The organism is Shewanella sp. 10B (genome assembly GCF_023475885.1).
GTDB classification, from domain to species: Bacteria; Pseudomonadota; Gammaproteobacteria; order Enterobacterales; family Shewanellaceae; genus Shewanella; species Shewanella mangrovisoli.
Genome location: NZ_JAMDJO010000005.1, coordinates 106,668 through 131,598 on the forward strand (window position 1 = coordinate 106,668; position 24,931 = coordinate 131,598).

The 24,931-nt window shown below is 50.0% G+C and carries 19 protein-coding genes; 4 read left to right on the top strand and 15 right to left on the bottom strand.

Features of this window, described 5'->3' with window-relative positions; all coding sequences use genetic code 11:
* The 4 genes from M0415_RS16660 to M0415_RS16675 form a co-directional block, all read right to left on the bottom strand.
* A complete protein-coding gene (locus M0415_RS16660) occupies window positions 1–498 on the bottom strand; it encodes a (2Fe-2S)-binding protein (RefSeq protein ID WP_088212163.1) in 498 nt (165 codons plus the stop codon).
* A 3-nt stretch (window positions 499–501) separates the two neighbouring features.
* The gene (locus M0415_RS16665; protein WP_088212164.1) at window positions 502–1,209 is read right to left on the bottom strand and encodes a nucleotidyltransferase family protein; all 708 of its coding nucleotides are present in this window, start codon (window positions 1,207–1,209) and stop codon (window positions 502–504) included.
* Complete coding sequence (locus tag M0415_RS16670) at window positions 1,209–2,222, bottom strand: XdhC family protein (RefSeq protein WP_088212165.1); 1,014 nt, start codon at window positions 2,220–2,222, stop codon at window positions 1,209–1,211. Before M0415_RS16670 ends, M0415_RS16665 begins: the two co-directional genes overlap by 1 nt.
* Window positions 2,223–2,448: 226 nt before the next feature.
* Entirely contained in the window at window positions 2,449–3,093 is a 645-nt protein-coding gene (locus M0415_RS16675; protein WP_088212166.1) for an MBL fold metallo-hydrolase, read from the bottom strand.
* Between the two features lie 179 nt (window positions 3,094–3,272).
* Between M0415_RS16675 and M0415_RS16680 the strand changes: the two genes are divergently transcribed.
* A complete protein-coding gene (locus tag M0415_RS16680; protein ID WP_088212167.1) occupies window positions 3,273–4,562 on the top strand; it encodes an alpha/beta fold hydrolase in 1,290 nt (429 codons plus the stop codon).
* A gap of 221 nt (window positions 4,563–4,783) precedes the next feature.
* On the opposite strand, the gene M0415_RS16685 is transcribed toward M0415_RS16680, so the two are convergent.
* Genes M0415_RS16685 through M0415_RS16695 form a run of 3 tightly spaced genes read right to left on the bottom strand, consistent with a single transcriptional unit; the run spans window position 4,784 to window position 8,436 of the window.
* On the bottom strand, window positions 4,784–5,167 hold the full coding sequence (locus tag M0415_RS16685; RefSeq protein WP_088212168.1) for a cytochrome c3 family protein: 384 nt from the start codon (window positions 5,165–5,167) through the stop codon (window positions 4,784–4,786).
* Between the two features lie 41 nt (window positions 5,168–5,208).
* A complete protein-coding gene (locus M0415_RS16690) occupies window positions 5,209–6,846 on the bottom strand; it encodes an HAL/PAL/TAL family ammonia-lyase (protein WP_249554668.1) in 1,638 nt (545 codons plus the stop codon).
* Between the two features lie 36 nt (window positions 6,847–6,882).
* Window positions 6,883–8,436 carry a flavocytochrome c gene (locus tag M0415_RS16695; protein ID WP_249554665.1) on the bottom strand — a complete coding sequence of 518 codons (1,554 nt, stop codon included), beginning with the start codon at window positions 8,434–8,436 and terminating at the stop codon, window positions 6,883–6,885.
* Between the two features lie 165 nt (window positions 8,437–8,601).
* Between M0415_RS16695 and M0415_RS16700 the strand changes: the two genes are divergently transcribed.
* Window positions 8,602–10,128, top strand: a complete 1,527-nt coding sequence (locus M0415_RS16700) for a sigma-54 interaction domain-containing protein (RefSeq protein WP_088212171.1) — start codon at window positions 8,602–8,604, stop codon at window positions 10,126–10,128.
* A gap of 85 nt (window positions 10,129–10,213) precedes the next feature.
* Here the strand turns inward: M0415_RS16700 and M0415_RS16705 are convergent, their stop codons facing one another.
* Both M0415_RS16705 and M0415_RS16710 read right to left on the bottom strand, forming a co-directional pair.
* Window positions 10,214–11,383 (bottom strand): porin, encoded by a 1,170-nt coding sequence (locus tag M0415_RS16705; RefSeq protein WP_088212219.1) that lies wholly within the window; start codon window positions 11,381–11,383, stop codon window positions 10,214–10,216.
* A 249-nt stretch (window positions 11,384–11,632) separates the two neighbouring features.
* A complete protein-coding gene (locus tag M0415_RS16710; protein ID WP_088212172.1) occupies window positions 11,633–13,747 on the bottom strand; it encodes a DNA topoisomerase III in 2,115 nt (704 codons plus the stop codon).
* Between the two features lie 199 nt (window positions 13,748–13,946).
* On the opposite strand from M0415_RS16710, the gene M0415_RS16715 reads away from it, so the two are divergent.
* Window positions 13,947–14,234 carry a hypothetical protein gene (locus tag M0415_RS16715; protein WP_088212173.1) on the top strand — a complete coding sequence of 96 codons (288 nt, stop codon included), beginning with the start codon at window positions 13,947–13,949 and terminating at the stop codon, window positions 14,232–14,234.
* Between the two features lie 363 nt (window positions 14,235–14,597).
* Window positions 14,598–16,082, top strand: a complete 1,485-nt coding sequence (locus M0415_RS16720; protein ID WP_088212174.1) for an alanine/glycine:cation symporter family protein — start codon at window positions 14,598–14,600, stop codon at window positions 16,080–16,082.
* A 113-nt stretch (window positions 16,083–16,195) separates the two neighbouring features.
* Here M0415_RS16720 and purF read toward each other — a convergent pair whose 3' ends face one another.
* The 6 genes from purF to M0415_RS16750 form a co-directional block, all read right to left on the bottom strand.
* A complete protein-coding gene (gene purF / locus M0415_RS16725) occupies window positions 16,196–17,710 on the bottom strand; it encodes an amidophosphoribosyltransferase (RefSeq protein ID WP_011716540.1) in 1,515 nt (504 codons plus the stop codon).
* A gap of 180 nt (window positions 17,711–17,890) precedes the next feature.
* Window positions 17,891–18,379: a CvpA family protein gene (locus M0415_RS16730; protein WP_023267711.1), complete on the bottom strand. Its 489-nt coding sequence runs from the start codon at window positions 18,377–18,379 to the stop codon at window positions 17,891–17,893.
* Window positions 18,380–18,489: 110 nt separating this feature from the next.
* The gene (dedD, locus tag M0415_RS16735) at window positions 18,490–19,314 is read right to left on the bottom strand and encodes a cell division protein DedD (RefSeq protein ID WP_088212175.1); all 825 of its coding nucleotides are present in this window, start codon (window positions 19,312–19,314) and stop codon (window positions 18,490–18,492) included.
* A gap of 10 nt (window positions 19,315–19,324) precedes the next feature.
* Window positions 19,325–20,605, bottom strand: a complete 1,281-nt coding sequence (gene folC / locus M0415_RS16740; protein ID WP_249554663.1) for a bifunctional tetrahydrofolate synthase/dihydrofolate synthase — start codon at window positions 20,603–20,605, stop codon at window positions 19,325–19,327.
* 51 nt (window positions 20,606–20,656) lie between these two features.
* Complete coding sequence (gene truA, locus M0415_RS16745; RefSeq protein ID WP_249554660.1) at window positions 20,657–21,442, bottom strand: tRNA pseudouridine(38-40) synthase TruA; 786 nt, start codon at window positions 21,440–21,442, stop codon at window positions 20,657–20,659.
* Between the two features lie 103 nt (window positions 21,443–21,545).
* Window positions 21,546–24,881 carry a FimV/HubP family polar landmark protein gene (locus M0415_RS16750; RefSeq protein WP_088212178.1) on the bottom strand — a complete coding sequence of 1,112 codons (3,336 nt, stop codon included), beginning with the start codon at window positions 24,879–24,881 and terminating at the stop codon, window positions 21,546–21,548.
* Window positions 24,882–24,931: the final 50 nt, after the last annotated feature.

The window sequence follows — 24,931 nt, forward strand, 5'->3', positions numbered from 1 at the left end:
TTAGCCCTCCTCTTTGGCATAGCTTTGCAGCGCCGCTTTTATCCGAGGATAGGTACCGCAGCGACACAAATTCCCCGACATGGCAGCATCAATTTGCTCCGCCGACGGTTTGGGATGCTGAGTGACTAAGGCCGCCGCCGACATTAATTGCCCGGCCTGACAATAACCACACTGGGGCACATTGTGTTCGGCCCAAGCATTTTTAAGCTTTTGATTATCCAGCCCTTCAATCGTGGTCAGTTGTTTGCCTTGCGCCTGGGATACGCTGGTTAAACAGGCGCGCACAGGCTGACCATCTAAATGCACGGTACACGCGCCGCAGAGCCCGGCCCCACAGCCATACTTAGTGCCCGTTAAGCCTAAAATATCCCGTAACGCCCAGAGGATGGGCATATTCGGATCCGCATTTAAGGTAAAAGATCTGCCGTTAATGGTCAGGTTTTGGGATGGCATCACAAGACTCTGGTCCTTTGCCGCCTCCGAGGATGGTATTGCCATAACTCACTCCTTAAGTGCCAACCACGACGCAAGATCGGCTTTAGTATCAATATCAATCGCGGCATGGGGTAAGGGAACAGCCACTAACTCACCCACATTTGCCAGTTGTTTTAAGATGGATTTGGCGCCGCGATCGCCGGTCAAATCCGTTAATAAATCGAGTATTGAGGCATTAAAAATAGCAGGGGCGCCTAATTCATCCAACTTATCTTGTCCATTCAAGGTCCCTGCTTCGTGATGATAAAGCGCGGCCACAGATTGCTGACTCATCTGCCAAGTCTCAATCAACTGCCGATAGTCTTCAAATGTCAGCGCGACCTGATCCGCTAAGGTGAGTAACATGCCATCAAACTGCTGCGCTTTTGCATAATCCGCCGCGACTCGCAGCGACGATGACAGGCCTGTCTGCCAGTCGGCATTATGCAGTAGCGTGAATTGATTCGCCCCAAGAGCCTCAAGTTGAGAAAGCAGCTCGTTAGCATGGGCACCAAGCACCACCAGCAGCGAAGCGCTGACTTGATTGTTGGATGCACCCATTACCAATGGCGCCGAGGTAAAACGAGCCAGACGGTCGATATGGCCTTGTAAGATGCTTTGCCCGCTATTTGCACTCGAGGGCGTGGATAATGGCTGCGCCAGTTTAATCCCCTGAAATCGCCGGCTCTCACCCGCGGCCAGCACGACAATTAACAGCCGTTGGCGACTCAGCATTAAGGCATGATCCCATCGAGGGTCGAACATGGCGCGCCGTGTAGCACCCCATGGCATTGGGCTAAAATGCTCAATGCCACAGCGCTGGGTAACTCGCCGCCAAGAGCAAGTCCCGCAGGCGCCGAGAAGTAACCGCTAAATGAGTCTGTACTGAGGTCGGCCATCGCCAACACTTTGTCCCGCCTATGGGCAGGCCCCAAGAGCGCAACATATTTAAGATCATAAGCTTGAATGGCTTTAAGCGTTGCGGCATCCAAGTTCAAGTTATGGTGCATCACAACGGCACAGTCCAACTGCGCGATAAGCCCTTCGACCTCATCAAGGCCTTGCTTAACGATATGGGCGTGGGGAAAATCGGCAGTTCGCGCATACGCGGTGCGAGTATCAAATACGCTTACCTGCCAACCTAAACTATGGGCAATTGCCGCCACAGGCTGGGCATCAATTCCGCCGCCAAAAATCCCTAAATGAAATCGCGGTCTTAAGGGCATGATTAACATATCCCCTTCGGGGGCGCTGAATATCCCTGATTTTGCAAAATCTGCAGTGGGAAAAGGTGCGTTATCCACCGAATAAAACTGCGCCGAGTAACTGCGAGCATCGCTGCCCGCAGGTGCGAGAGGCAATTGATAAAAACCTGATTGCCTCTTACGCAGCGCTTTTGCTACTTCGACAAGCCCTAGATCGTGATTTTCTTTTAGTAGTGGGATCAACATGATATCGACTTTTCCACCACAACCTAGGCGGTAGCTGGCATCGGATTCATCCGTCGCATCGTAGGTGACGCAGGCAATCTGTTGCGACTGCATGGCATTTTGCGCATGGCGACGCAGATCCGCCTCTAAACAACCACCGCTTAATATTCCGGCGCCTTGGCCAAATTCATGGAACAGCATCATGGCACCGGGTTTACGGTAGGACGAGCCTTGAATATGGGTGATCACCGCCAGCACCCAAGCATCATCGGCTAAGGGCAACCAATGCTCTAATAAGTCTTCAATTTGCTGAACCATGCACAACACTCCATGCTTGCACCTGCGACTAGAGAGATGAGTGAAGCCAATAAATGACATTCGACTTAACAAGTTAACAAAGCTGAACTCGCATTGATAGGGGAAATGGTGAACAAAATATTGCGGCGAGCGAAACGAAGATAGGCGGCAATGGCCAGCGAAAGTTAATGGGCTAAATGGATTGCTCGCGACGCATGGGCATGCGTCGCGATGAAGAAGCGTCTACCTAGAGTAATAATTGATCGGCGACAAAGGGGTTGTGCTCGCGCTCTTCCCCAAAGGTCGACATAGGACCATGGCCAGGAATAAATTCCACATCCGCCCCTAAAGGCCAGAGTTTAGTGGTGATGGATTGGATTAAATCCTGATGATTAGATTGCGGAAAATCCGTACGGCCAATCGAGCTTCTAAACAGAATATCGCCCACCCAAGCCAGATGCGCGTCCGCAGAATAAAATGCCACGTGACCCGGAGTATGCCCAGGGCAATGCAACACTTTTAAGCTTTGCTCACCCACGGTAACTACATCGCCATCCTGCAAATATTGCTCGGGCTCAAAGGCATCACAATGGGGAAACCCAAAGTTTTGGCTCTGTTTGGGCAGATTATCAATCCAAAACTTATCCGCTACATGGGGGCCCACTATGGGCACATTTGTTTGCTGGGCTAATAATTTAGCGCCACCCACATGGTCAATATGACCATGAGTGAGTAAGATTTTTTCGAGCGTGAGCCCCAATTTGTTCATTTCGCCTAGAATACGGTCGACATTCCCTCCCGGATCGACAACCGCGGCACGCTTCGTTTTTTCACACCAGATCAAGCTGCAATTCTGCTGGAAAGGTGTCACAGGAATAATTTGGTACTTCATAGCTTCAATCTCGTGTTATCCATAGCCGATAGATTACGCTAAGAGGCTTATCATGGCTCAAATTTTTACAATAAAAATTGATCTTGACCAAAGGCGAATCAAATAATCCTAACTTGCGACAACAGGGCTTTTGTATACAATCTGCCATAAACAACAGACCCTACCCTTAAGGTTAATTGATGAAACCCGATATGATGCTCGCCGGTGTCCTCGCCAAAAAACACACATTCAACCTGCCACTTGATTATCAACAACCGATTGGTGAACAGATCAGTGTGTTCGCGCGGGAGCTCTGCGCCATTGAAAATAAAGATAAAAAACTACCTTATATCGTCTTTTTTCAGGGTGGCCCCGGCTTTGCTGCCATGCGCCCAGCGAATAACAGCGGTTGGATCCGCCGCGCACTCAAAGAGTTTAGAGTATTATTGCTCGACCAACGGGGAACTGGGCTTTCTAGCCCCATTAATTACCAAAGCCTCGGGCACTTAACGCCTGAACAGCAGGCCGATTATTTAAGCCATTTTAGGACCGACAATATCGTCCGTGATGCCGAATCAATTCGCGCCCAGCTCTGCCCCGCCGATAAGTGGGCGATTCTAGGTCAAAGCTTTGGTGGTTTCTGCGTGCTACATTATTTGAGCGCCGCGCCTCAGGGCGTGAGTGAAGCTTATATCACCGGCGGCATACCTTCCCTCACGCGCAGCAGTGATGAAGTCTATCAGGCCACCTATCAGCGCGTGCTCGCCAAGAATAAGGACTTCTTCCAGCGCTTCCACGATGCGCAGCATCTCGTGACTCGCCTCGCCAAACATTTACTCGAGCACCCAGTGCAGTTAGCCACGGGTGAGCGCCTCACGGTTGAAATGTTGCAACTGCTCGGTATTAACTTGGGCATGGAGCAAGGCCCAGAGTCGGTTTACTATTTGCTTGAACAAGCACTGGTGCACTCGCCCCAAGGTGATTATGTCAACCCACTGTTTTTAAATCATTTCGGCCAATTGCTCGACTATAACACCAACCCAATTTTTGCCCTGTTACACGAGGCCATCTACTGCCAACACAGTGCGTCACAGTGGTCTGCCCATAGGGTGCGTGAGCAGTATCCGGCCTTTAACTATCAAGTCGGTAAGCCTTTCCTGTTTACTGGCGAGATGATTTACCCTTGGATGTTTGAGCAATTTAGCCATTTAGCCCCACTCCAAGCCGCGGCCAATCTCCTTGCCCATAAGACGGACTGGCCGACGTTATACAATCTTGAGCAGCTCAGCCAAAACCGCGTCCCGGTTGCGGCCGCGATTTACAGCGAAGATATGTATGTCGAGATGGACTACAGCCTAGAAACGGCCAAACAAGTAGCGCATCTAAGATATTGGTTAACCTCGGAATATGAGCACAATGGCATTCGAATGGATGGCGAGCGGATCTTAGATAAGCTCATCAGTCTCAACCGCGGTGACAGCTTAAGATAAATGTTAATTTTAAGGGTTAATTAAGTAAAAGCTGTCATTGTGTGCTGGCTCCTCATCCATATGAGTGATTTTGGCTACAACATTCAACGACCAATTTTCCGTAAGAGTAATCCGTATTGGCTTACTCTTTTTTTTGCCTAAAAAAATGCACTCAACCGGGTTGAGTGCATGACAAAGATAGTCAAAAAAAGCAGGGGAGCGAGTTTCTAATCGAGATGAAATTAACGTTTCATCTGAGGATAAGTAAATTCATGGCATTGATTGCAATAGACTTTACTTTCTTTGTGTTCCTGATGGCAGTAAGTACATGGCAGATCAGTGCCGTAGTGCAGACTGTTATGGGGATTCGGCTCAACCGAATGGCCCGCATCGGCTGGGCGCTCAGTCAGCTTAGCCACCTCCTCAGGTGAACCATGGCAGCTACTGCAAGTCGCTGCATCGGGAACGGTTTTACGTTTTGCATCACCGTGGCATGCCGCGCAATCGACTTTACCATCGGCCCCAGTCATCACCTCTTTATGGTAATCCTTGATATTCAATGCATTAGCGGCCATAGGCGTTGCCAGCATGACACCGAGTAATAGAATAAATACGGGTTTTAACATCAGAGTCTTCCTAGGCGGGGCATCGCGCCCCGCATCGTAGATTAATAGTTTGCAATAAAGTAAGTTGACGCTTGGATATCGGGGGTAAACGGACGGTCCTTGGCGACAAAAGGCACTTTTTCACGGTAGGACTTGTACATGGCTTGCGTGGCCTTGCCCAGTTGCAGATCTGGGTGAGCTTGCTTACGTAAATCAATCGCTTGAGTAGAGTGCAGCAGTTCTAAACCGTAGATGACTCGGGTGTTATCCACGATTTGGATCAGGTTGTCCGAGGCCAACTTAAGGTTAGTGAAGGTATCTTCAATCCCTCCTGCGATAGAGATCCCATCGAAGGATACTGGCGTAGCTAACTGCTTATTACGCACTTGCATATCCACAAAGGCTTTTTGAATCGCACCGAAGGCATGGCCTTGGTTTTCCGGCGCACTCAGGAAACGCGTCAGCTTAGTAAAGTGATCATCGGACAGATGAATCGTACGCATCACACTGTTGTGGGACACATGGGTCAGGGCGACACTCAGGTTTTGCACCGCGAGTGCCACAGGCAGCGGCTCAAAGTTAGTGGTAGGGAACACACCGCCCTGTCCTTCAACCATATATTTAGCCACTTGTGGGAACTGGGCATACTGGTTCGACGCGCCCACAATCACTGCTGGGTTATCGTCTGAATGGTTGATTTGGATATTGATCACTTCATCCAGTGAGGCTAAAGCCTGCTCGGCGCCTGCAAAAGTGTAAGCCGTGGTTCTAAAGCTTAATGGATCCTGTAATGGACGCTCATCGTTAAGCTGCCATAAATAACTGCCATCGAGCTGCTTGAGAATGTCACTGGTGGCCGATTTAATGTAAGGGAATGGACGGATGTCGTTGGTTTGCGGCAAGAATGGCGCCACGTTACCGTTTAATCCCTCAAGGCTTAAACCAAAGACGGTGGGCGATACGGACAACAATTGCTTCGCCTCACGGTAACCTTGCATGGCATACGCGACGGCAAAGGCATTGTTAGACAGAATCGATAGCGCGTCTTTGCCCATAGGTGCTAAGGGGGTGATCCCTGCATCGGCCATCGCCTCTTTACTGCTCACACGCTGACCTTTGTAGAATACCTCCCATTCACCAATCATGGCTAAACCGACATGGGATGACAGCAGAATATCCGCCTCACCTACAGTGCCTTTGGCTGGGATCACAGGGGTCAGTCCCTGATTAAGATAGGCTTCATAAAGCTCGGCCACCACAGGTTGCACACCGGTTTGTCCGGCTAGCATAGTATTTAACCGTACGGCTAAGGCTAAGCGTGTTAAGCGGATGGGCGCAGCTTCACCGACACCGGCACTGTGGGCACGCAGGGTGCTGAGGTTGAAGCTTCGAGAGGCGTCGAGCACCGCATCACTCAACTTGCCGTTGGCATCGAACAGCTTGTGGTCTTTGTTTAGCCCAACGCCCACGGTTAAGCCATACACAGGTTTGCCCAGACGGGCCGCTTCCATTAGTAGCGCGTTGGCTTTCACGAGTTGGGTCTTGGCCTGAGGTGCAATCTTCACTTTTGCGCCATCGGCAATTGCCCAGGCTTGGTCTTGGGTTAAATGTTTACCGTCGAGTACTACTTGCTCCATCGCGAGCGCGCTGCCTGAAAGTAGACTCAAGGTGAGTGAGGCCATCAACATGGATTTATTCATTATCATTCTCCAACATTTTGTTATTTTTAATAAAATCTAAGCTTGCTTGAGCGTCACAGCGTTTGCCGCGGCGCAGTTACGACCAGCATTACGCCCAGTGACGACCCCTTCAGCCACGGCACAGGCGCCTAATCGACTCGCTCCGTGGATACCGCCCGTGGCTTCGCCTGCGGCGTATAATCCGGGAATGGCTTTATTGCTGACCAAATGCAGCACTTCGGATTGGGTATTCACCTTCACGCCGCCCATGCAATAATGCACCTTCGGCCACATGCGCACCGCATACCAAGGCCCTTTATCGAGCACTATCGCCTCCTGCATAGGGCGGTCGAACTCTTTATCTACCCCTGTTTTTACCGCTTCATTCCAACGCGCCACCTGCGCCTTTAATGCCTTAGCTGGCATGCCGTAAATCGTGGCCAGTTCGTCTAAGGTCTCGGCCTTGCTTATGACCTTGTATTTCAGACCCCAATCTAAGGTCTGTGCCTTACTGGCTCCGGCAGCATTAGTAAAACCAATGGGATAGACAGGCTGCCCCTTCTCATCCCGTCGGGTCATGATGGCGTCTGCACGGGCTTTACGGTCGGCTAATTCATTGAAGAAACGCTCTCCGGTGCGCACATCCACCACAATGCCGTGGGGATAGGTGGCGATAGTGTTGAACTGGGAAGCCGTGCCAAAGCCCTTCTCGTCGGGGGATGCCCATGGGCCAAGCTGAATTTGGTCTAAATGAATGGGATTGGCCCCAATGAGCATCATCTGCTTGAGCGCCTCAGAGGTGGCACCTGCATGGTTGGTTGAATCTAAATCACTATTTAACTCAGGTAATTGCATCATACGGTATTCAATATCGCGACCAAAACCGCCAGTCGCCATAATCACGCCACGGCGCGCGCCGATACGACGTATTTTACCCGTGCGCTCATTGGGAAAATAAAAACCTTCGCGAACTTCGACACCGATCACCCGTCCGGCCTCATCTTGTACAAAGCCTTCGAGCTTGGTCTGATTTTTCATGATGACGCCCTTGTCTCGGGCAGCTTTAATTAGGGGGCGAATAATGCCAGCGCCTGAACTTTCAACGGTTTGTAGCACTCGTTGTACCGAGTGGCCGCCAAAGTGCTGTACAAAAGGTTTCCAGTTCACGCCGTAATCGATCAGCCACTGGCAGGATTCTGCGGTGCCGTTACATACCAGTTTGAGCATTTCCACATCGTTCATGCCGCGACCAGCCCGCAGCATGTCCGCCACCATGGCATCGACCGAATCTTCAATCCCTGCCTGCTTCTGTAGGGCAGAACCCGCGACCGCCATGGCGCCGCCGTTGATGGTCGAGTTGCCACCAAATACGGGCATCTTATCGATAACCATCACGCTCACGCCGGCTTCTCTGGCCTGCAACGCCGCAGACATACCCGCAAAACCGCTGCCTACCACGAGCACATCTACGATTTCATCGAAGTTAACAGGAGCCGAGTCACAGCTGGCAGAGCTAGGCAACGCGATACTCGCCCCGAGCCCTGCGGCCATGACCATACCGCCCTTTAATAATTGTCGACGCCCCGAATTAATACCTTGGGTTTTACTCATGCTGATTTCCTTCAATAATCATTGGAACTTGTCAGCGTGAAAGTGCAGATGCTGTGCCAAGCACCTAAAAAGAGGTATTTATGCGGTGAACTTTGATTGCAGGCACAAAATCACGAAATATAAAGATCTACAATCACGATACTTAGTGATTAACTTGAAATATCAATGGAAAAACACTTCTATTACGAATCAACCCTAAGACTCTGTAGCAGTCTGCAGCTCGAAAAATCGTTGCACAGTTACTTCGAGTTTATTCGGAATGAACTGCCTATTGACGGGCTATTTGTGAATATTTTTCGCAAACAATTTAATGATATACAGTTTATCGCCCATGTTGATGATAGCCATTGCTGCACGTTAGATAAGCGCATCCAAATTCCTGAGAAGATGGCGCAATACTTAGAAGATCCCGAGCGACCAAGGGTTAGAATTGTTAACGACATAGAGCATGATCCTGTCACCTCTTTAGTCGCACCACAGGTGATTAAAGACATTCGCTCGGTGATTATTCTGCGAATGTCGATAGAAAATACCCACCTTGGGATAGTTGGCTTTTATGCCAAAAGCACTGGAGTGTTTAGGCCCCGCCATGCCGACTTAATCGCGCCGCATATGCAAAACCTAGCACTGATCACGGCGCTGAATTTAAGGGATCGCAACTTACTCAAAGAGAACGAAGCGCTCTCGAAGCAAAACGTGAGTCTGCGTCGTACCTTAGATATTCAAAATGGCGTGGTTGGCGCCAATTCGGGCCTGAAACAGGTCATGCAACAGGTGCAATCTATCGCCAAAATCAACACCACAGTGTTAATGCTTGGGGAAACGGGCTGCGGCAAGGAAGTCATCGCCAACGCCATTCACGAATTGTCGGAGCGCTCGGGTAAGCCTTTTATCAAGGTAAACTGCGGCGCCATCCCAGATACCTTGATTGACTCCGAGCTCTTTGGTTATGAAAAAGGTGCATTTACCGGCGCCGATTCGCGCAAAATTGGCTACTTCGAGCAGGCCAACGGCGGCACCATTTTCTTAGATGAGATAGGGGAATTGCCGCTTTCGGCTCAAGTTCGACTACTTAGGGTACTGCAAAATAGTTGTATCACCCGCGTTGGCGGCCACGATGCGGTACAGCTCGATATTCGTATTGTGGCCGCAACCCACAGAAACCTTCAGGCCATGGTGCACAGAGAAGTGTTTAGGGAGGATCTCTGGTATCGGCTGGCGATTTTCCCCATCGAGATCCCATCGCTCAGACAAAGACGCACAGATATACCTCTGTTAGTGCAACATTTTGTCGAACAGCTCAGTGCCAAGTTCAATTTACCGCAGTTGCCAAGAATCGCCCCAGAACAACTGAATATTCTCAACCAATATGGTTGGCCTGGGAATGTGCGCGAACTCATTAATGTGCTCGAGCGCGCCATCATTCAGCACCCTACAGGACCGCTGGATTTTAGTTTTCTGGCGCCACAGAGCCTCGAAGCCGTTAAAACCCCATCCATTCAAACCGTGATTATCGACCCTAGTCATGCCAGCAATAAGCTGGTGCCGCTAGAGGTGATGACCAAAAAATATATCAGCCATGCCTTAAGGATTACTGGGGGTAAACTCTATGGCCCGGGCGGCGCCGCCGAGTTGCTGGATATCAATGCCAATACCCTGCGCAGTAAAATGAAGAAGTTAGGGATTGTGTAATGCATTGATAAGGAGTGGATAGTTATGAAAAAGGCCACAACACAATATGTGGCCTTTGATTTATTTTGCCGAATTAATTGGCCAATTAGAAGAAATAACGAATACCAACGGCATAGTTGTTATCCTGTAGATCTTCGTAGGCTTTATCGTCCATATCACTGAAATCAATTTTGGCTTCGGCATACATAATAGTGTCGCGGCTATAGCGATAATGCAGGCCTAGCACAGCAAATTGGCGGGTCCATTTACCTTGGATAACGGTGTTTTCATCGGTATCCAAATCTTGGTAAGTCAGCAATAAGCTAGGTACGAATCCGTTATCGTAGTGGTAAGCAACAATAAATTCGGCACCGGTTGAATCGTAGAGATCGCCACCGACTAACTCGTTTTGCTCACTCTTATGGGCGTTAAAACCAACATACAGACCGTCGGCATCACGACCCGGCGCATATTGGTAGAAGCTGCCGTATTGGGCGCCGATACCGATGATTTGATTGGTATTATCGACGTCTTTACCCGCAAGATTGCCAGTGAAGTCACCACGGTTAAAGCCCGCTAACACCTTAAATTTGTCGGTGAAATAGTAAGTTGCACTCGCGCCATAGCTAGGGTCGAAACTCAGCTCCGAACCATCCTTTAAGGTGTTGCCTAAATTGTCATAGAGCGCCACATCGCTATTTTGCTTAGAAGCGTATTGCACCGCGATATGCAGATTGCCAAAGGTATTGCGGTATTGCAGCGCCGCATCGGCACGACCCGCACCAGTGAGGCCGCCATCACCGAAGGTATAAGCACCGACAGACCAGCCGGTAAAGGCATTGAGCACGTCTGTGGTGTAAGCCACATCGTAATAAGCCCCCCACTGCTTACCAAAGGTGAGCGAGCCCCATTTGTCGTGCGACATGCCGACATAACCTAAACGGTTAAAGAGGAAATCTGAGGTTTTTGAAGCCGATAACTGACCACCACCTTGACCTTGGGTATAGATCAGGCCATCGTCACTGGTGACCATGTTAATGCCCCATTCGGTATGGGCAAAGGAGCGCCAACCATTTTTCTCTTGGCGGTCGAAACGAAATCCCACGCGGGAAAAGTTATCAATTACTGAAGTTTCGTGGCCATCGTTTAACGCCGCAAAGCCTAGCCAGCCCATCATATTGACGCTATTGGTTTGATCGTTATACAGCTCGACCGCTTGCGTTGTACCAGACAACAGCACCGCAGGGATCATCACTGCTAGCAATTTCTTTTTCATATCATCTACACCTTTTAATTCAGCTAAACCATATATAATCATATGATTTAATTGGCTTATTATATTCTCCAGCCAACACACAGCAGTTTGCATGCCACGGCGCTGAAAAGCTGAATTTGAAGGTGTTTTTTAGAAGTGGATCCGCCAATCACGAAATATCGTGATTGGCGGTAATTAAATATCGCGGAATAAATTAAATATCGTTACCAAATCCCGTGGTTTAGCGACAGTTTGATCACATATGTGTCATCAAGCTTGGGCGACCGCTTTGCTCGCTCGCCGTCTAGGGGCTGTCGGTTTAGCTGTCGTGGAGGTAGAAGATGCTGCGGCTGAATTGCTAGCATTCCCTTTTTTAGCGCCCGTTCCGGCTTTTTTCCCGCCAGCAGCGCCTCTGGCTCCGGCTTTTCGATAACCGGACTTTTTAGTCGCGGCACGCTTAAAACCCTGCCCTTTTAAGCCATTGAGGGCTGAGGGTAATTGAGCGCCTGCATTTTCGATTAAGTTATTTAGCGTCCCCAGCAGTGGCTGCATAAATCCTTGATAAGAGATTTCTTTATGACAGATACCGTTCAGGCTTGCCTCCCACAGCGCCGTCATATCGGGCGTTGTGGCGCTCAGGGGCAAACTATTGATTAAGCCCTTGCCCACCTCAGTGGCTACAATCGACTTGCCCTGACGCTGAATAAAGCCTCGCTTAAACAGCAGCTCAATAATGCCTGCGCGAGTTGCTTCCGTACCTAGGCCATCGGTTTCCTTTAAAATTTTGCGGATCTCGGGATCTGTCACATAACGGTTAATCCCTGTCATTGCGCTCAGCAAGGTCGCATCGGTAAAAGCCTTGGGTGGTTGAGTTTGCTTCTCGACTAATTCACCGTGGTGACAATGAAGCACTTGCCCTAAGGTAAGCGGCGGTAGTTGACCAACATATTCTCCTTCCTCTGCGTCCTTTTCGCCTTGCGCAAAACTCGCTGCGGATGATGCGTCCTTTCGTTCGTTCTCTTCTCTGGCAAACAGTTGTTTCCAACCGAGGGACTTATCCTGTTTTGCCTTAGTTTTAAAAAGGCCACCTTCGATCGTCACCTCGACCGCAGTTTCACTGTAGCAATAGGCGGGGTAAAATTGTGCCAAATACTGGCGAGCAACATGCAGATAAAGCTGTCTTTCCCGCTGGCTTAAACCGCTTAGATTGGGCTGTTTTTCCGTTGGAATTATGGCGTGATGGGCATCGACTTTTTTATCATCCCACGCCTTAGATTTAAGCCGAGGATTCGGCGCCTCAGCGTGTACGACTAACTCGGGCGCACCGCCCATGATGGCCGCTAATACCCCGCTTGCAAGCCCATGCTGCTCCGTGGGCAAATAACGGCTGTCTGAGCGTGGATAGGTGATTAGCTTATGGCGCTCGTATAAGCTCTGGCAGGTATCGAGCACGTCCTTCGCGCTCATACCAAAGCGCTTGGCGGCATCGATTTGCAGCGCCGATAAACTGTAGGGTAAAGGCGGATTCTGCTGCTTATCCTTAGTGCTTAACTGGGTCACTTTGGCGGGTTTATCGGTGATCCGGCGCACCACATTTTGCGCTAAACCCTTAGCGAGCACGCGCCCCTCTTCATCCATATAGGGTAAGCAGGCTTCACTGGGTTGCCACTTCGCCGTGAAAGCCTGATCTTTGTCCGTCACTAAGTGAGCCAGAACCTCATAAAAAGGCTTAGATTGGAAGTTCGCGATTTCTTCATCGCGGCGCACGATAAGCCCAAGCAGTGGTGTCTGTACTCGACCGACTGATAGTACGCCCTGATAGCCGACCTTTTTCCCTTGGATGGTGTAGGCCCGCGTCATATTCATGCCATAGAGCCAATCGGCGCGGCTTCGGGCAAGCGCCGAGGTCGACAAAGGAATAAACTCACGGTTACTGCGTAACTGCGACAGGGCACGTTTCACCGCCTGTGGGTTTAAGTCGCTAATAAGGAGTCGCTGCGTTTGCTGTAATTTATCGCCAGTCACACCCAAATAGGCGATCACTTCATCAACCAATAACTGCCCTTCGCGGTCGGGATCGCCAGCGTTCACTAGCGTATCGGCCTGTTTCACCAGCTTTTTAAGCACTGTGAGTTGGCTGCGGGTCGCGGCCTTAGGTTTAAGCTGCCATTTCTCGGGTACTATGGGTAAATGCTCAAATTTCCACGATTTAAACTCGGGATTATAGGCATTGGGCTCGGCCTGTTCGAGCAAGTGTCCCACACACCAAGACACGCAGTTGCCCTGGGCGTCTTCAATAAACCCGTCACCTTTTTTGTGGGGTTTAGGCAGCACATCGGCAATTGCACGCCCAAGGCTTGGTTTTTCAGCAATATAGAGGATCATATCTACATTAAACACTGGATATAATTACAGTGTAATTTAGCCCAAAGCGGACAAGAGTGCAAACCGCCGTTTTGCCTCGAGGGTCGATTGAACTTGATGAATGGCGATGGAACACTAAAGCTGTGTAAATTTAGTTGAGAACAATTCTCATCTAAAACTAAAATCCCTTGCATCCATTACGAGGAATTGAGAAAAAGAGATGAATACACTGACCTTGCCAAGCCCTATAACCCCCGTCTTTAAGCCAGCGCTTGCCTTAAGATTCAATCAACTAGTGATCTTCTACAGCCTGTTATTGCTGGCGTTAAGTCTACTTTGTGAAATGGGACTTAAAAGGCTAGGATTTGAGGCGCCTTTCCTTTCTTGGGCTTTTATCCTGTATTTACCCGTGGCAGTAAGCCTGTCTTTACTATTAAAACATAGGGTTAGCCGCCGCAGTCTGGCATGGCTATTCGGACTATGGATGCTGTTATGGCTGGTAATGTAAGCCCCGTTTTTTAAGCCTTGTGTGGATACTTACACGAACATCCGCTTCGGCAAAAATAAAGAGTGCCAACCCACACCCTTGCCTCACCTTTCTCCTACATCCCGACTGTCAAACTCAGTTAGTAATCTAGTCAGTTAACGCACCGCTAAATCCCTGCTCAGTAAAGCCACCAAATAAAGAACGTTAAACTATCAATTATTTAACAACTTTAGCTATGAAGCGGCTCAAAAAGCCGTTATGTTGAAGCTCTTGGGCGTGCGCACACGTCTTAACCTTAGGCCAAATTGGCCGTTTAGTACCCAAACTTACAAGCAAATATCTTAAAAACTCTGCAAAAACAACAGAATATTGGAGTTGAATTATATGAATGAGATTGTTAATGCGGTCAACAATATCGTTTGGAGCCCCGCACTCGTTTATCTTTGCCTCGGTGTAGGACTCTTTTTCTCCCTGCGCTCACGTTTCTTACAGTTACGCCATTTACCCGAAATGATCCGTTTAATGTTTGATGGTAAGAGCACTGATGCTGGTGTGTCTTCCTTCCAAGCCTTAGCCATGACTTTAGCAGGTCGTGTGGGAACCGGAAACATTGCCGGTGTCGCCACTGCGATTACCTTCGGCGGTCCGGGGGCATTGTTTTGGATGTGGATGGTAGCGTTTCTTGGCGCCAGCTCCGCATTCGTCGAATCCACCTTAGGCCAAGTCTACAAAGAAAAAATCAATGGAGAGTATCGCGGCGGCCCCGCCTTTTACATTGAAAAAGGCTTAGGCATGAAGTGGTACGCTTGGACATTTGCCATTGCGACCATTTTTGCCTGCGGAATTTTACTGCCTGGCGTGCAAGCCAACTCGATTGGTTCGAGCCTAAAAACCGCCTTCGATATCGACCCTAACGTCACCGCTGCCATCCTCGCTATGCTGTTAGGTTTCATTATCTTTGGTGGCGTAAAACGTATTGCCCACTTCGCCAGTACCGTAGTGCCCTTTATGGCACTGGGTTATATCATTGTCGCCTGCGTGATTATTGCCCTTAACATTGGTCAGCTGCCCGATATTATTATGTTGATCCTAAAAAGTGCCTTCGGACTCGATGCGGGCTTTGGTGCGATTCTAGGTCTTGCGATTATGTGGGGGGTAAAACGCGGTATTTACTCAAACGAAGCAGGCCAAGGTACTGGGCCACACGCTTCTTCTGCCGCCGCCGTGAGCCACCCTGCCAAACAAGGTTTAGTGCAAGCCTTCTCAGTGTATGTCGATACCCTATTCGTCTGTTCAGCCACCGGCTTTATGCTGCTGATCACGGGTTTGTATAATGTGCAAGGCCCAGATGGCGCCGCGCTGTATACTGGGATTGCGGGCGTCGCAGCAGGCCCTGGTTATGTGCAAACCGCAATGGAAAGCATGATGCCAGGCTTTGGTAATATGTTCGTTGCCGTCGCGCTGTTCTTCTTCGCCTTCACCACCATTGTGGCCTACTACTATATTGCCGAAACCAACATTGCCTATATCAATCGCAAGGCGAATCGTCCTTGGCTCACAGTGGTACTGAAAGTAGTGCTGATGGCATCAACTGTTTATGGCACGGTGAAAACCGCCGATTTGGCCTGGGGCATGGGTGACATTGGCGTGGGACTGATGGCGTGGCTAAACATTATCTCCATTATTCTGCTACAACGCATCGCCTTCACTTGCCTGAAGGATTATGAGTCGCAACAGAAACAAGGGGTTGAGCCGTTATTCGATCCTGAAAAGCTCGGTATTCCCCATGCAGATTATTGGGTTGAGCGCAAGAATGCGCAGGATGAACTAGCGCAGAGTCAATCCAGCGAGACTCCCAAAATCTCTTAAGGATTGAAACTACTAACAAAAAGCCAGTGAATAATCACTGGCTTTTTTGTTGTTCATTTTAAAGTGCGCCGACGCTTAACGCCGAGCACACTTTCCATCTTAAGAATTTCGTCTTATGGATGGCAAACGTTGTGTAACTCTAAGTTAGTGCCAATGTCTTTATTACGGTCGGCCTTGGCATCGTCGTTACGTAACTGAGTTAAGTGGTCGAGGTAAGATTGATCAACATCGTTCGTGATGTAGTGACCGTCGAACACTGAGGTTTCGAAACGTTTGATCTCTGGGTTTTCCATTCTCACCGCTTCAACCAGATCCGGCAGATTTTGGAAGATAATCCCATCGGCGCCAATCAGCTTAGCAATTTCATCGGCATCACGACCGTGGGCAATCAGCTCATTCGAGGTTGGCATATCGATACCATAAACGTTCGGGAAACGGATTTCTGGTGCCGCCGAGGCAAAGTACACTTTCTTAGCACCCGCTTCACGCGCCATCTCAATGATTTGCTCCGACGTGGTACCACGCACGATAGAGTCATCGACTAACAAAACGTTCTTACCTTTAAACTCAGTGTTGATGGCATTGAGTTTACGGCGTACCGATTTTTTACGCTCCTGTTGACCAGGCATAATAAAGGTACGGCCGATATAACGGTTCTTCACAAAACCTTGGCGGTAAGGTAAGTCCATGCAACGGGCGATTTCTAATGCGATATCGCATGAGGTTTCAGGAATAGGGATCACCACGTCGATATCATGGTCGTACCATTCTTTTTTGATCTTTTCACCGAGCTTAGCACCCATGTTTACGCGGCTAGCGTAAACAGAGACGTTGTCGATAGTCGAATCAGGACGCGCAAAATACACGAATTCGAAGATACAAGGTGAGTAGCTTGGCTCTTTTGCGCATTGGCGAGTGTAAAGCTGACCATCGAGAGAGATATAAATCGCTTCGCCTGGTGCCACATCGCGCATCACTTCAAAACCCACGGCATCGAGCGCCACGCTCTCAGAGGCCACCATGTACTCAGTACCAGTTGGGGTTTCGTGCTTACCTAATACCAGTGGACGAATACCGAAAGGATCGCGAAATGCCACCAGACCTTGGCCGATAATCATGGCCACAACCGCATAGGCGCCTCGGGCTTGCTCGTGCACTTTGGCGATAGTGTCGAACACTTCGTCAGGCGTCAGCATTAAGCTAGTGGTTTTTTGCAGCTCATCGGCCAGCAGGTTTAATAATACTTCTGAGTCGGATGTGGTGTTCACATGGCGACGTTTTTTGATCAGGCCTTCAGCTAATTCAACCGTGTTGGTTAAGTTACCGTTATGGGCTAATGAAATCCCAAATGGCGAGTTAACATAGAAAGGCTGCGCTTCTGACGCGCTGGAACTGCCTGCAGTAGGATAACGTACGTGGCCAATACCTGCATTGCCCTGTAGGCGTTGCATGTGTTTGACTTCAAATACATCTTTGACCAGACCATTGGCTTTACGTAGTCTGAAAGCACCACGATCAACGGTCACAATACCTGCCGCATCCTGACCTCTGTGTTGAAGCACGGTCAGTGCGTCATAAATGGTCTGATTAACCGATGATTGGCCAACTATTCCGACGATACCACACATGGGTAAGCTTCCTCATTGTAAGATGTTCTATGCCCTTTCATGTTGAAATATAAGTAAAAGACGAAGTAAATCCCCAGCCATACGGCTTAAGCGCTTCATCTCAGTGTTGAGTCCGTGGCCTTAGGCTTCGGGCTCAACCTTACTTATCCTCCATCACTTAGGATAAATTTATTGTCTTTTTTATAGTTTGGGTACAAAGCTGGAGGTGTTTTCCAAATAGTGAAAGAACCATTGGATCACAACGCCAAATTCGGGCACTAGTACAGAGTCCTTCCACCATTGGGTGTTGGGTGAGCCTGTAAAAGCATCCATAAAAAACAGCAGCGCACTGACGATCAGCGCGCCCCTAATGGCACCGAAACACAGACCTAAGAGTCTGTCAGTGCCAGATAATCCGGTTTTAACCACTAATTGCCCAATGATGTAATTGATGAGGGCGCCGAGTATTAAGGTGGTGATAAAAAGAATAGCAATGGAGACCCCATTGCGTAGCACCTCATCGTTCATTTGCGTGAGATGAACGGCGAGATCTTGGTAAAATTGGCTGGCAACAAAGAAAGCCGCGAACCATACCACTAACGACATGGCTTCTTTGGCAAATCCGCGGATCAGACTGATAAGAGTCGATAACCCGATAACGAAGATGATAGCGTAATCAATCCAAACCATTGAGATGGCTTTCCAGCATAGGCTTTAAGACGGCGCGATTCTACCAGAGACTGAAACGATTCTCACCCCTAGCGAGGTAAATAAATTATTTCAGTCCCTGCTGAATGGCATTAAGATTCCAAGGGATTAAAAGGCACAATTCGGCCTTTCAAACGGGTTAGAGTTTCAATTTCTTCCTGCATTTTCTTCAGCTTAGATTCGGAAACATCGGGCCCCACAAACACTTTCGTCAATATGCCATCCTTAGGCGTGTCTGGAATTGTGTACGCCTTGTAACCACTTTTACGTAACTGCGCCACCAGCGCTTTGACGTTGGCGGCATTGCTAAATGCGCCTAGTTGCAGGGTAAGTCCAGGTTTTAATGAATCGCGGCTGACCACTTTTATGCCATCGTCTTTGGCAGGTTTTGCAGATTCTGTTTTCGCGGTTTCGGCTTTAGGTTTGTCCGTTTTCGCGACTACGGTTGGCTTGGTTTCTGGCTTTTTCGTCTCAGTTTTAGCGGGAGTCGGCTTTGGCGTCTCTTTCTTCGGTTCGGCCTTAGCGGTCTCGGTTTTCACCGGCGCTTTCACCTCAGGCTTGGTTTCCGTTTTTGCCGTCTGGGGTTTGGCTTGCTCCTTCACCGCGTCCGATTTAGGCTCGACTTTTGCCGCAGACGTGTCTTTGACGTCAGTATTGACCGCCTGCGCTAACGCCGCCTCATCATTAGGAGAAGACTCTTCGGGTAAGGCACCTTCGCCATCCACATCCTGAGTAGACAATACCTCAAACATATCATCGGCGTTTTGCTGCGCTATCGCGGCAGGACGCAGGGGAATTTCGGCAAATTGTTCCTCTTGACGATCCTTCTTACCATCTAAAATATCCGGCAGAAAAATCACCCCGAGGGCGACCAGCACCACAGTGCCGACTAATCGATTATGAAACTGGCTAGACAAAACGGTTATCCTACTTAAAGAGAGACTTAAAACCTGCCACAGTGTAAAAGGAGCCAAACACAATTACCACATCATCGGGCTGAATTTGCGCTTTTAATGCCGTCCATGCCGCGGCGATATCGTCAAACTCATGGGCCTTAGTGTCTTGCGCTAAGGTTTGACGCAGCAGGCTTGCATTTGCGCCGCGCTCACCCTGTAAACTCACTAAGTACCAAGTATCGATTAAGGGCGAAACCACAGGTAATACGCCTGCAATATCCTTATCCTTTAGCATGCCGCACAGGGCAAACACTCGCTTCCCCGTCACCATAGGCGTGAGCTGCTTGACTAAAAAGCGCGCCGCATGGGGATTGTGGGCCACATCGAGTAAAATCAGCGGCTGCTCGTTAACTTGCTCTAAACGCCCGGTTAAGCGCGCACTGCTGATACCTTTGGCAATGATATCGGCAGCAATATGCGGCCAGCCATGCTCAACAATCGCAATCACAGTCGCGGCGTTCGGCAATGGCAGTGTCGGCAAAGTCAGCTGCTTAAGGGTGAATACTTGGCCTTGGTAATCCCACGTCTGGCCATCTTGCTGGTAACTAAACTCCTCGCCCACACGATAGAGCTTGGCGCCAACATCTTGGGCGACATCATTGACCGTATGGGGTAAGTTTGGCTCGCCGACAATCGCAGGGCGACCTTGGCGAAAAATGCCCGCCTTTTCACGGCCGACCAGTTCGCGGGTATTGCCCAAATAGGCCTCGTGATCTAAATCGATGGACGTCACCACGCTGATATCAGCATCAATCATGTTGGTGGCATCCAAACGGCCGCCAAGACCGACTTCTAAGATCACCACATCCAACTTGGCCGCTTTAAACAGAATTAAGCCCGCCAAGGTGGCATATTCGAAGAAGGTCAGCGAAATCTCGCCGCGCGCAGCCTCAATTTGTTCAAAGGCAACAACAAAGGCTTCATCGCTGGCGTCCTGACCGTTAATGCGCACCCTTTCGTTGTACTTGAGCATATGGGGCGAGCTGTAGACGCCCACCGTCAGCCCTGATAAACGCAGGATATTCTCGAGCATAGCGCAGGTGGTGCCTTTGCCATTGGTGCCCCCTACAGTGACCACTTTGCTGGGCCCAAGATCCAATAAATGCAGGCGCGCGGCAACCTCTGAAACCCGGGTTAATCCCATATCGATTTCGGTTGGGTGAATCGATAATAAATAATCTAGCCATTGTGCCAGTGGCGCATTGGCACTCGGCACAGTTAAGGTTGTCTGTTCAGTAGGGGCTGTGGTCATCTGTTCTTTCCTTCCTTCGATACGCGCTTCACTTAACGAGCAAAACGGCGATTAATCCAGCATAAACAATGGCCCTAAAGCCAACTTAGGCAGTTGATATTGCTCGGGATACGTCACATCGACTAAATAGAGCCCATTGGGTTTGGCGGTGGCCGCCGCTTGATTTCTGTCTTTAAGGGCCAGTAAATCCGCCATCCAGGTCAATGGTTGGTTGCCTAGGCCGATTTCCAGCAGGGAGCCCACAATGTTACGCACCATATGGTGCAAGAAGGCGTTAGCAGAAATATCGACAATCACATACATCCCCTGACGCGTCACTTTAACGCTGTGCACATTGCGAAACGGGGTTTTCGATTGACATTGAATAGCGCGAAAACTGGTAAAGTCCTGCTCACCCAGCAACGCCTGCGCCGCAACATGCATTTTATCGGCGTCGATATCACCGTGGTAATGGCTCACGCCGTGACGTAGGATCCCGGGGCGAAAATTATGATTGTAAATCACATAGCGGTAACGTCTGGCCGTGGCTGAAAAGCGGGCATGGAAAGTATCATCCACCTCTTTTGCCCAGCGAACGGCGATATTATCGGGCAAATTGGCATTCACTCCTAAGGTCCACGCGCCTTCGTTACGTATGGCATTAGTCTCGAAATGCACCACCTGCCCCGTTGCATGAACGCCGGCATCGGTTCGCCCCGCACAGAACAAGCTGATAGGTTCGTTCGCCACCTTAGATAAGGCTTGTTCTAATTGCCCTTGTACTGAATCGACTTCGGCCTGACGCTGCCAACCGAAATAACCACTTCCGTCATATTCAATACCTAATGCAATCCGCATCCACACATCCTCACAGTTGATTTAGCGGCGCATTTTATCACAGCAGCCCACAAAAAAAACGGCGCTCTGCGCGCCGTTAGTGTGAAATCAAGCCCTTTAAGGATTAACCCATCTCTTTAAGTAAACGGGCCGCTTCTTCTTGCTGACGCTCGTTACCGTCGATTTGGACTTCCCGTAGCAAGGCTTTAGCACTGTCGCTGTCATCGATTTCGATGTAGGCACGGGCTAAATCGAGCTTGGCATTGACTGAGTTTTCCTCGTCGTCCACGTCGATCATGGCGGCATCGCCAATCAGGGCGCCGACATCGCTCATCTCCACATCCATTTCGGGATAAAGATCTGTCTCAGTGTTGTCCTGCTCGGCATCGTTAAGCAGTTTTTCGATATCGATATAACCGTGCTCGTTTTGGAAGTTAGTTAAATCATGCTCTGGAACAAACTTCTTCGACTTGCGGGATTCCTGCGCATCGAGGGCGGCTAAGGCCTCATCGACGGTGAGCGTATGCTCATCATCGAGGGCAAAGCTATCCTCAGGCGTTAATACCTCTTCCTCTTCGGGTTCGGTATTGGTGCTAAAGGCGGCAAGCACGCTGTCATCGCTTAAATCAACGTCATCTGTATCGTCTTTTAAATCAAACTCGCGGCCCAAATCCAGCTCATCGTCGAGGTTAAACTCAGTGCTCGCAGCTGTATTTTTGGCATCAACCTCTGGTTTCGCATCTGGCGCAAACTCCAGCGGTTGACGTTTAGTGCCCTGCACTGGTACAGGATCTAAAGGCAAATCGGTTTCCGGTTTGACCAGCGTTTCCGCCTTAGGCGTAGGCGCAAAATTCAGTTCGGTATCCCAATCGAGCACATGGGGATCTTTAGTCTTATTGGCCTTTAAGTCATTGAAGAAAGATGACTCTTTTTCTTTCGCACTTGCTGCAGCCGCTACTGATGCGGCGACAGCGGCACCCGCCAGTGCCGGCGCGATATCGTCAGTATCTTCATCAAAGCCTGTAAACTTAGGTTCTGCGGCAGCGTTATCCGCACTGTCTTGGTTATCCGCAATCTCTTCGCTCAGCTCGAAAGTATCGTCTGTGCCATCAATGGCATGGGCGGCACCAATTCCCTTGAGTAAATCTTCTTCCTCGTCTTTTTCTTCTGGCTCGACATGGGTGGTTTCTAAGTCGAAGTTAAAGTCGTCGGCATCAGCCTCGGCTTGTTCTGGCACATCGAACTCGGCTAAGAGTGAATCGAGGTCGTCATCAGCCGTCGACAGGTCTTCAGGTAATGCGGCTTCGAGTTCGGTGGCGATGTCATCGCGCTCAAGGGCGGCTTCTGCTTGAGCCATATCCTCGGCCTCTGCATCGTCGACAATAGCCTCTTCGACGAGCGCTTCTTGCGTGTTAAAGCCTGCCAATAACTGGTCGAGGTCTTCATCGCTCGTTGGTAAGTCGGGAGCGAGTTCATCATCCAACTCGGCAGCAATCGCCGCGGCGACTTCAGGATCGGGCTGCGCGGGAGCATCAAAGCTGGCAAGAAGCGCATCGATATCATCGGATTCGCTTACGCCTATATCAGTTAAGTCATCATCGAGCTCGGCGGCAATTTCATCGCTTAAATCGGGTTCGGGCGCGGCGGGTTTATCAAAATCTGCCAGCAAAGCATCAATATCATCGGTTTGCGCGACGCCTAACTCGGCTAAGTCATCATCCAACTCGGCGGCAATTTCATCGCCGAGATCGTCAGCTGCTTCTGCTGGTGCCTGAGCATCATCGGTCAGTAAGGCATCAAGATCCTCATCGGCCGCTGTGGCAGGCTCGTTAACCTCGGGCTGGTTAAAGCCTGCGAGTAACGCATCGATATCATCGTCGGCTGGCGCTGCGTCGTTTTCAAGCTCAGAATCGAGTTCGGCGGCAATCGCGGCGGCTAAATCTTCATCCTCAGCGGCGGGCTCTGGTTCAGCAGGTAAATCGAAACCGGCTAATTCGTCGAGTGTGTCCAGCCCTGCAGCTGTGGCTTGAGCCTCCTGAGGAGTCTCTTCTTCAGAGCCCAATCCGGCCAGCAGTGCATCGAGATCTTCTTCCTCCAGAATATTGCCGGATGCCGCTTTCTCTTCGGCTAAAGCTTCGGCTTCCTCTTGATCACCCATGGCCTCAGCCCAGAGATCGTCTAGAGACTGGCCTTCTTCCTCTTCAAACTGAGGTTCAGGTTCAGTGCTAACACCTGGGTCAATAAACATTTCTGATGCCATGTCCATCTGTTCATGGCTATCGGTCATTTCCTGCTCGGGTTGCAGGTCGACACTGCCGACATCGAGTAAGCTGTCGATAGAATCGGCATGGTCAGTATCTAAATGCACCGCGATGTCGCTAAGATCGTCATCGTCCATCGCCAGCACAGACGCACTCGCCACGCCAGCCGCACCCGCGGCCATCATAGCCGCCTGCTGCGCTTCTAGCTCGCGGCGCTCTTTATTGCGTTTACGGCGTAATAGCCAGAAGACGAGGACCAGTAGCAATAATGCGGGGATCACCGCCGCCGCCACAAGGAGTAGCGGATTACTCATCAGGTTACGCCACAGATCATCGGGCTCTGCGGGCATGGCAGGCTCATCAGTCGTAGCCGCTTCTGGTGTTTGTGCGGCCTCGACCTCGGCTTTAAGGGCAAGGTTTTGCTTCTTGCTGGCCTGCAGAGTTTCTTCTAATACCGCAATCTGTTGATTTAATTCTTCAACCTTGGCTTTGAGTGTCTCAACATCGGTATTTCTCACCGCGAGTTGATCTTGCGCTCTGGCTAACTCGTCAGTCAGGGATAAATTCTTGCTCTCCGCTGCTTCGAGGCGTGCATTGATATCCGAACTCACCATCTTAGGCGCGGTTGGTGTCGCTGCCACTTCCGCTTTGGTCGCTGTCGCCGCTTCGGGCTTCACCTCGGCCTTAGGGGGCGTCTCCACCTTAGGTTTAGGCTGTGCAACTGTCTGAGTCGGTGCCGCTGGCTTAGTCGCAGGTTTGGTTTCTACCCTAGGCGTGGCTTTAGCGCCAGAACGAGCCTGCTTATCGCTGCGCTCGGCGCGGGCAATGGCCAGACTATTGGGAATGGCGAGCATCACTTCTTTCGAAGGGATCAGCAAAATCATGCCACGTTCGAGGCTGTTATAACTGTCGGAGTTAAACGCATGGGGGTTAGCATCAAATACCGCGGCCATCACCTGATAAACGCTGACACTAGCATCGGGGCGGACTTTTTGCGCAATGCTCCAGAAAGTGTCCTTAGAGGTCGTTGGTCCATATTGATGATTGACCTGACGGATCTGTCCGTCTGGGCCCATGATTTTTAAAGGTTTTATTTTGGGAGTATCAGCAGCTATCGCAGGATCAATAAAAGAGGTCGTGGAAGAAACAGCTAAAACGGTGGCCATCAGGCCCACAAGATACGAAGTGCGAAATTTCATCAATCCTTCCCTTTGAAGCGCTATTTAAGTTATCTCGCTGATAACAGGCT

Excerpts from the sequence above, each read along its gene's own strand:
- M0415_RS16705 (WP_088212219.1), bottom strand. The coding sequence starts at position 11,383 with ATGAAAAAGAAATTGCTAGCAGTGATGATCCCTGCGGTGCTGTTGTCT.
- M0415_RS16690 (WP_249554668.1), bottom strand. The coding sequence starts at position 6,846 with ATGAATAAATCCATGTTGATGGCCTCACTCACCTTGAGTCTACTTTCA.
- M0415_RS16695 (WP_249554665.1), bottom strand. The coding sequence starts at position 8,436 with ATGAGTAAAACCCAAGGTATTAATTCGGGGCGTCGACAATTATTAAAG.
- M0415_RS16750 (WP_088212178.1), bottom strand. The coding sequence starts at position 24,881 with ATGAAATTTCGCACTTCGTATCTTGTGGGCCTGATGGCCACCGTTTTA.
- M0415_RS16680 (WP_088212167.1), top strand. The coding sequence starts at position 3,273 with ATGAAACCCGATATGATGCTCGCCGGTGTCCTCGCCAAAAAACACACA.
- purF (WP_011716540.1), bottom strand. The coding sequence starts at position 17,710 with ATGTGTGGTATCGTCGGAATAGTTGGCCAATCATCGGTTAATCAGACC.
- M0415_RS16710 (WP_088212172.1), bottom strand. The coding sequence starts at position 13,747 with ATGATCCTCTATATTGCTGAAAAACCAAGCCTTGGGCGTGCAATTGCC.
- M0415_RS16665 (WP_088212164.1), bottom strand. The coding sequence starts at position 1,209 with ATGCTGAGTCGCCAACGGCTGTTAATTGTCGTGCTGGCCGCGGGTGAG.
- M0415_RS16675 (WP_088212166.1), bottom strand. The coding sequence starts at position 3,093 with ATGAAGTACCAAATTATTCCTGTGACACCTTTCCAGCAGAATTGCAGC.
- M0415_RS16660 (WP_088212163.1), bottom strand. The coding sequence starts at position 498 with ATGGCAATACCATCCTCGGAGGCGGCAAAGGACCAGAGTCTTGTGATG.
- M0415_RS16715 (WP_088212173.1), top strand. The coding sequence starts at position 13,947 with ATGAATACACTGACCTTGCCAAGCCCTATAACCCCCGTCTTTAAGCCA.
- M0415_RS16700 (WP_088212171.1), top strand. The coding sequence starts at position 8,602 with ATGGAAAAACACTTCTATTACGAATCAACCCTAAGACTCTGTAGCAGT.
- M0415_RS16685 (WP_088212168.1), bottom strand. The coding sequence starts at position 5,167 with ATGTTAAAACCCGTATTTATTCTATTACTCGGTGTCATGCTGGCAACG.
- truA (WP_249554660.1), bottom strand. The coding sequence starts at position 21,442 with ATGCGGATTGCATTAGGTATTGAATATGACGGAAGTGGTTATTTCGGT.
- M0415_RS16730 (WP_023267711.1), bottom strand. The coding sequence starts at position 18,379 with ATGGTTTGGATTGATTACGCTATCATCTTCGTTATCGGGTTATCGACT.
- M0415_RS16670 (WP_088212165.1), bottom strand. The coding sequence starts at position 2,222 with ATGGTTCAGCAAATTGAAGACTTATTAGAGCATTGGTTGCCCTTAGCC.
- M0415_RS16720 (WP_088212174.1), top strand. The coding sequence starts at position 14,598 with ATGAATGAGATTGTTAATGCGGTCAACAATATCGTTTGGAGCCCCGCA.
- folC (WP_249554663.1), bottom strand. The coding sequence starts at position 20,605 with ATGACCACAGCCCCTACTGAACAGACAACCTTAACTGTGCCGAGTGCC.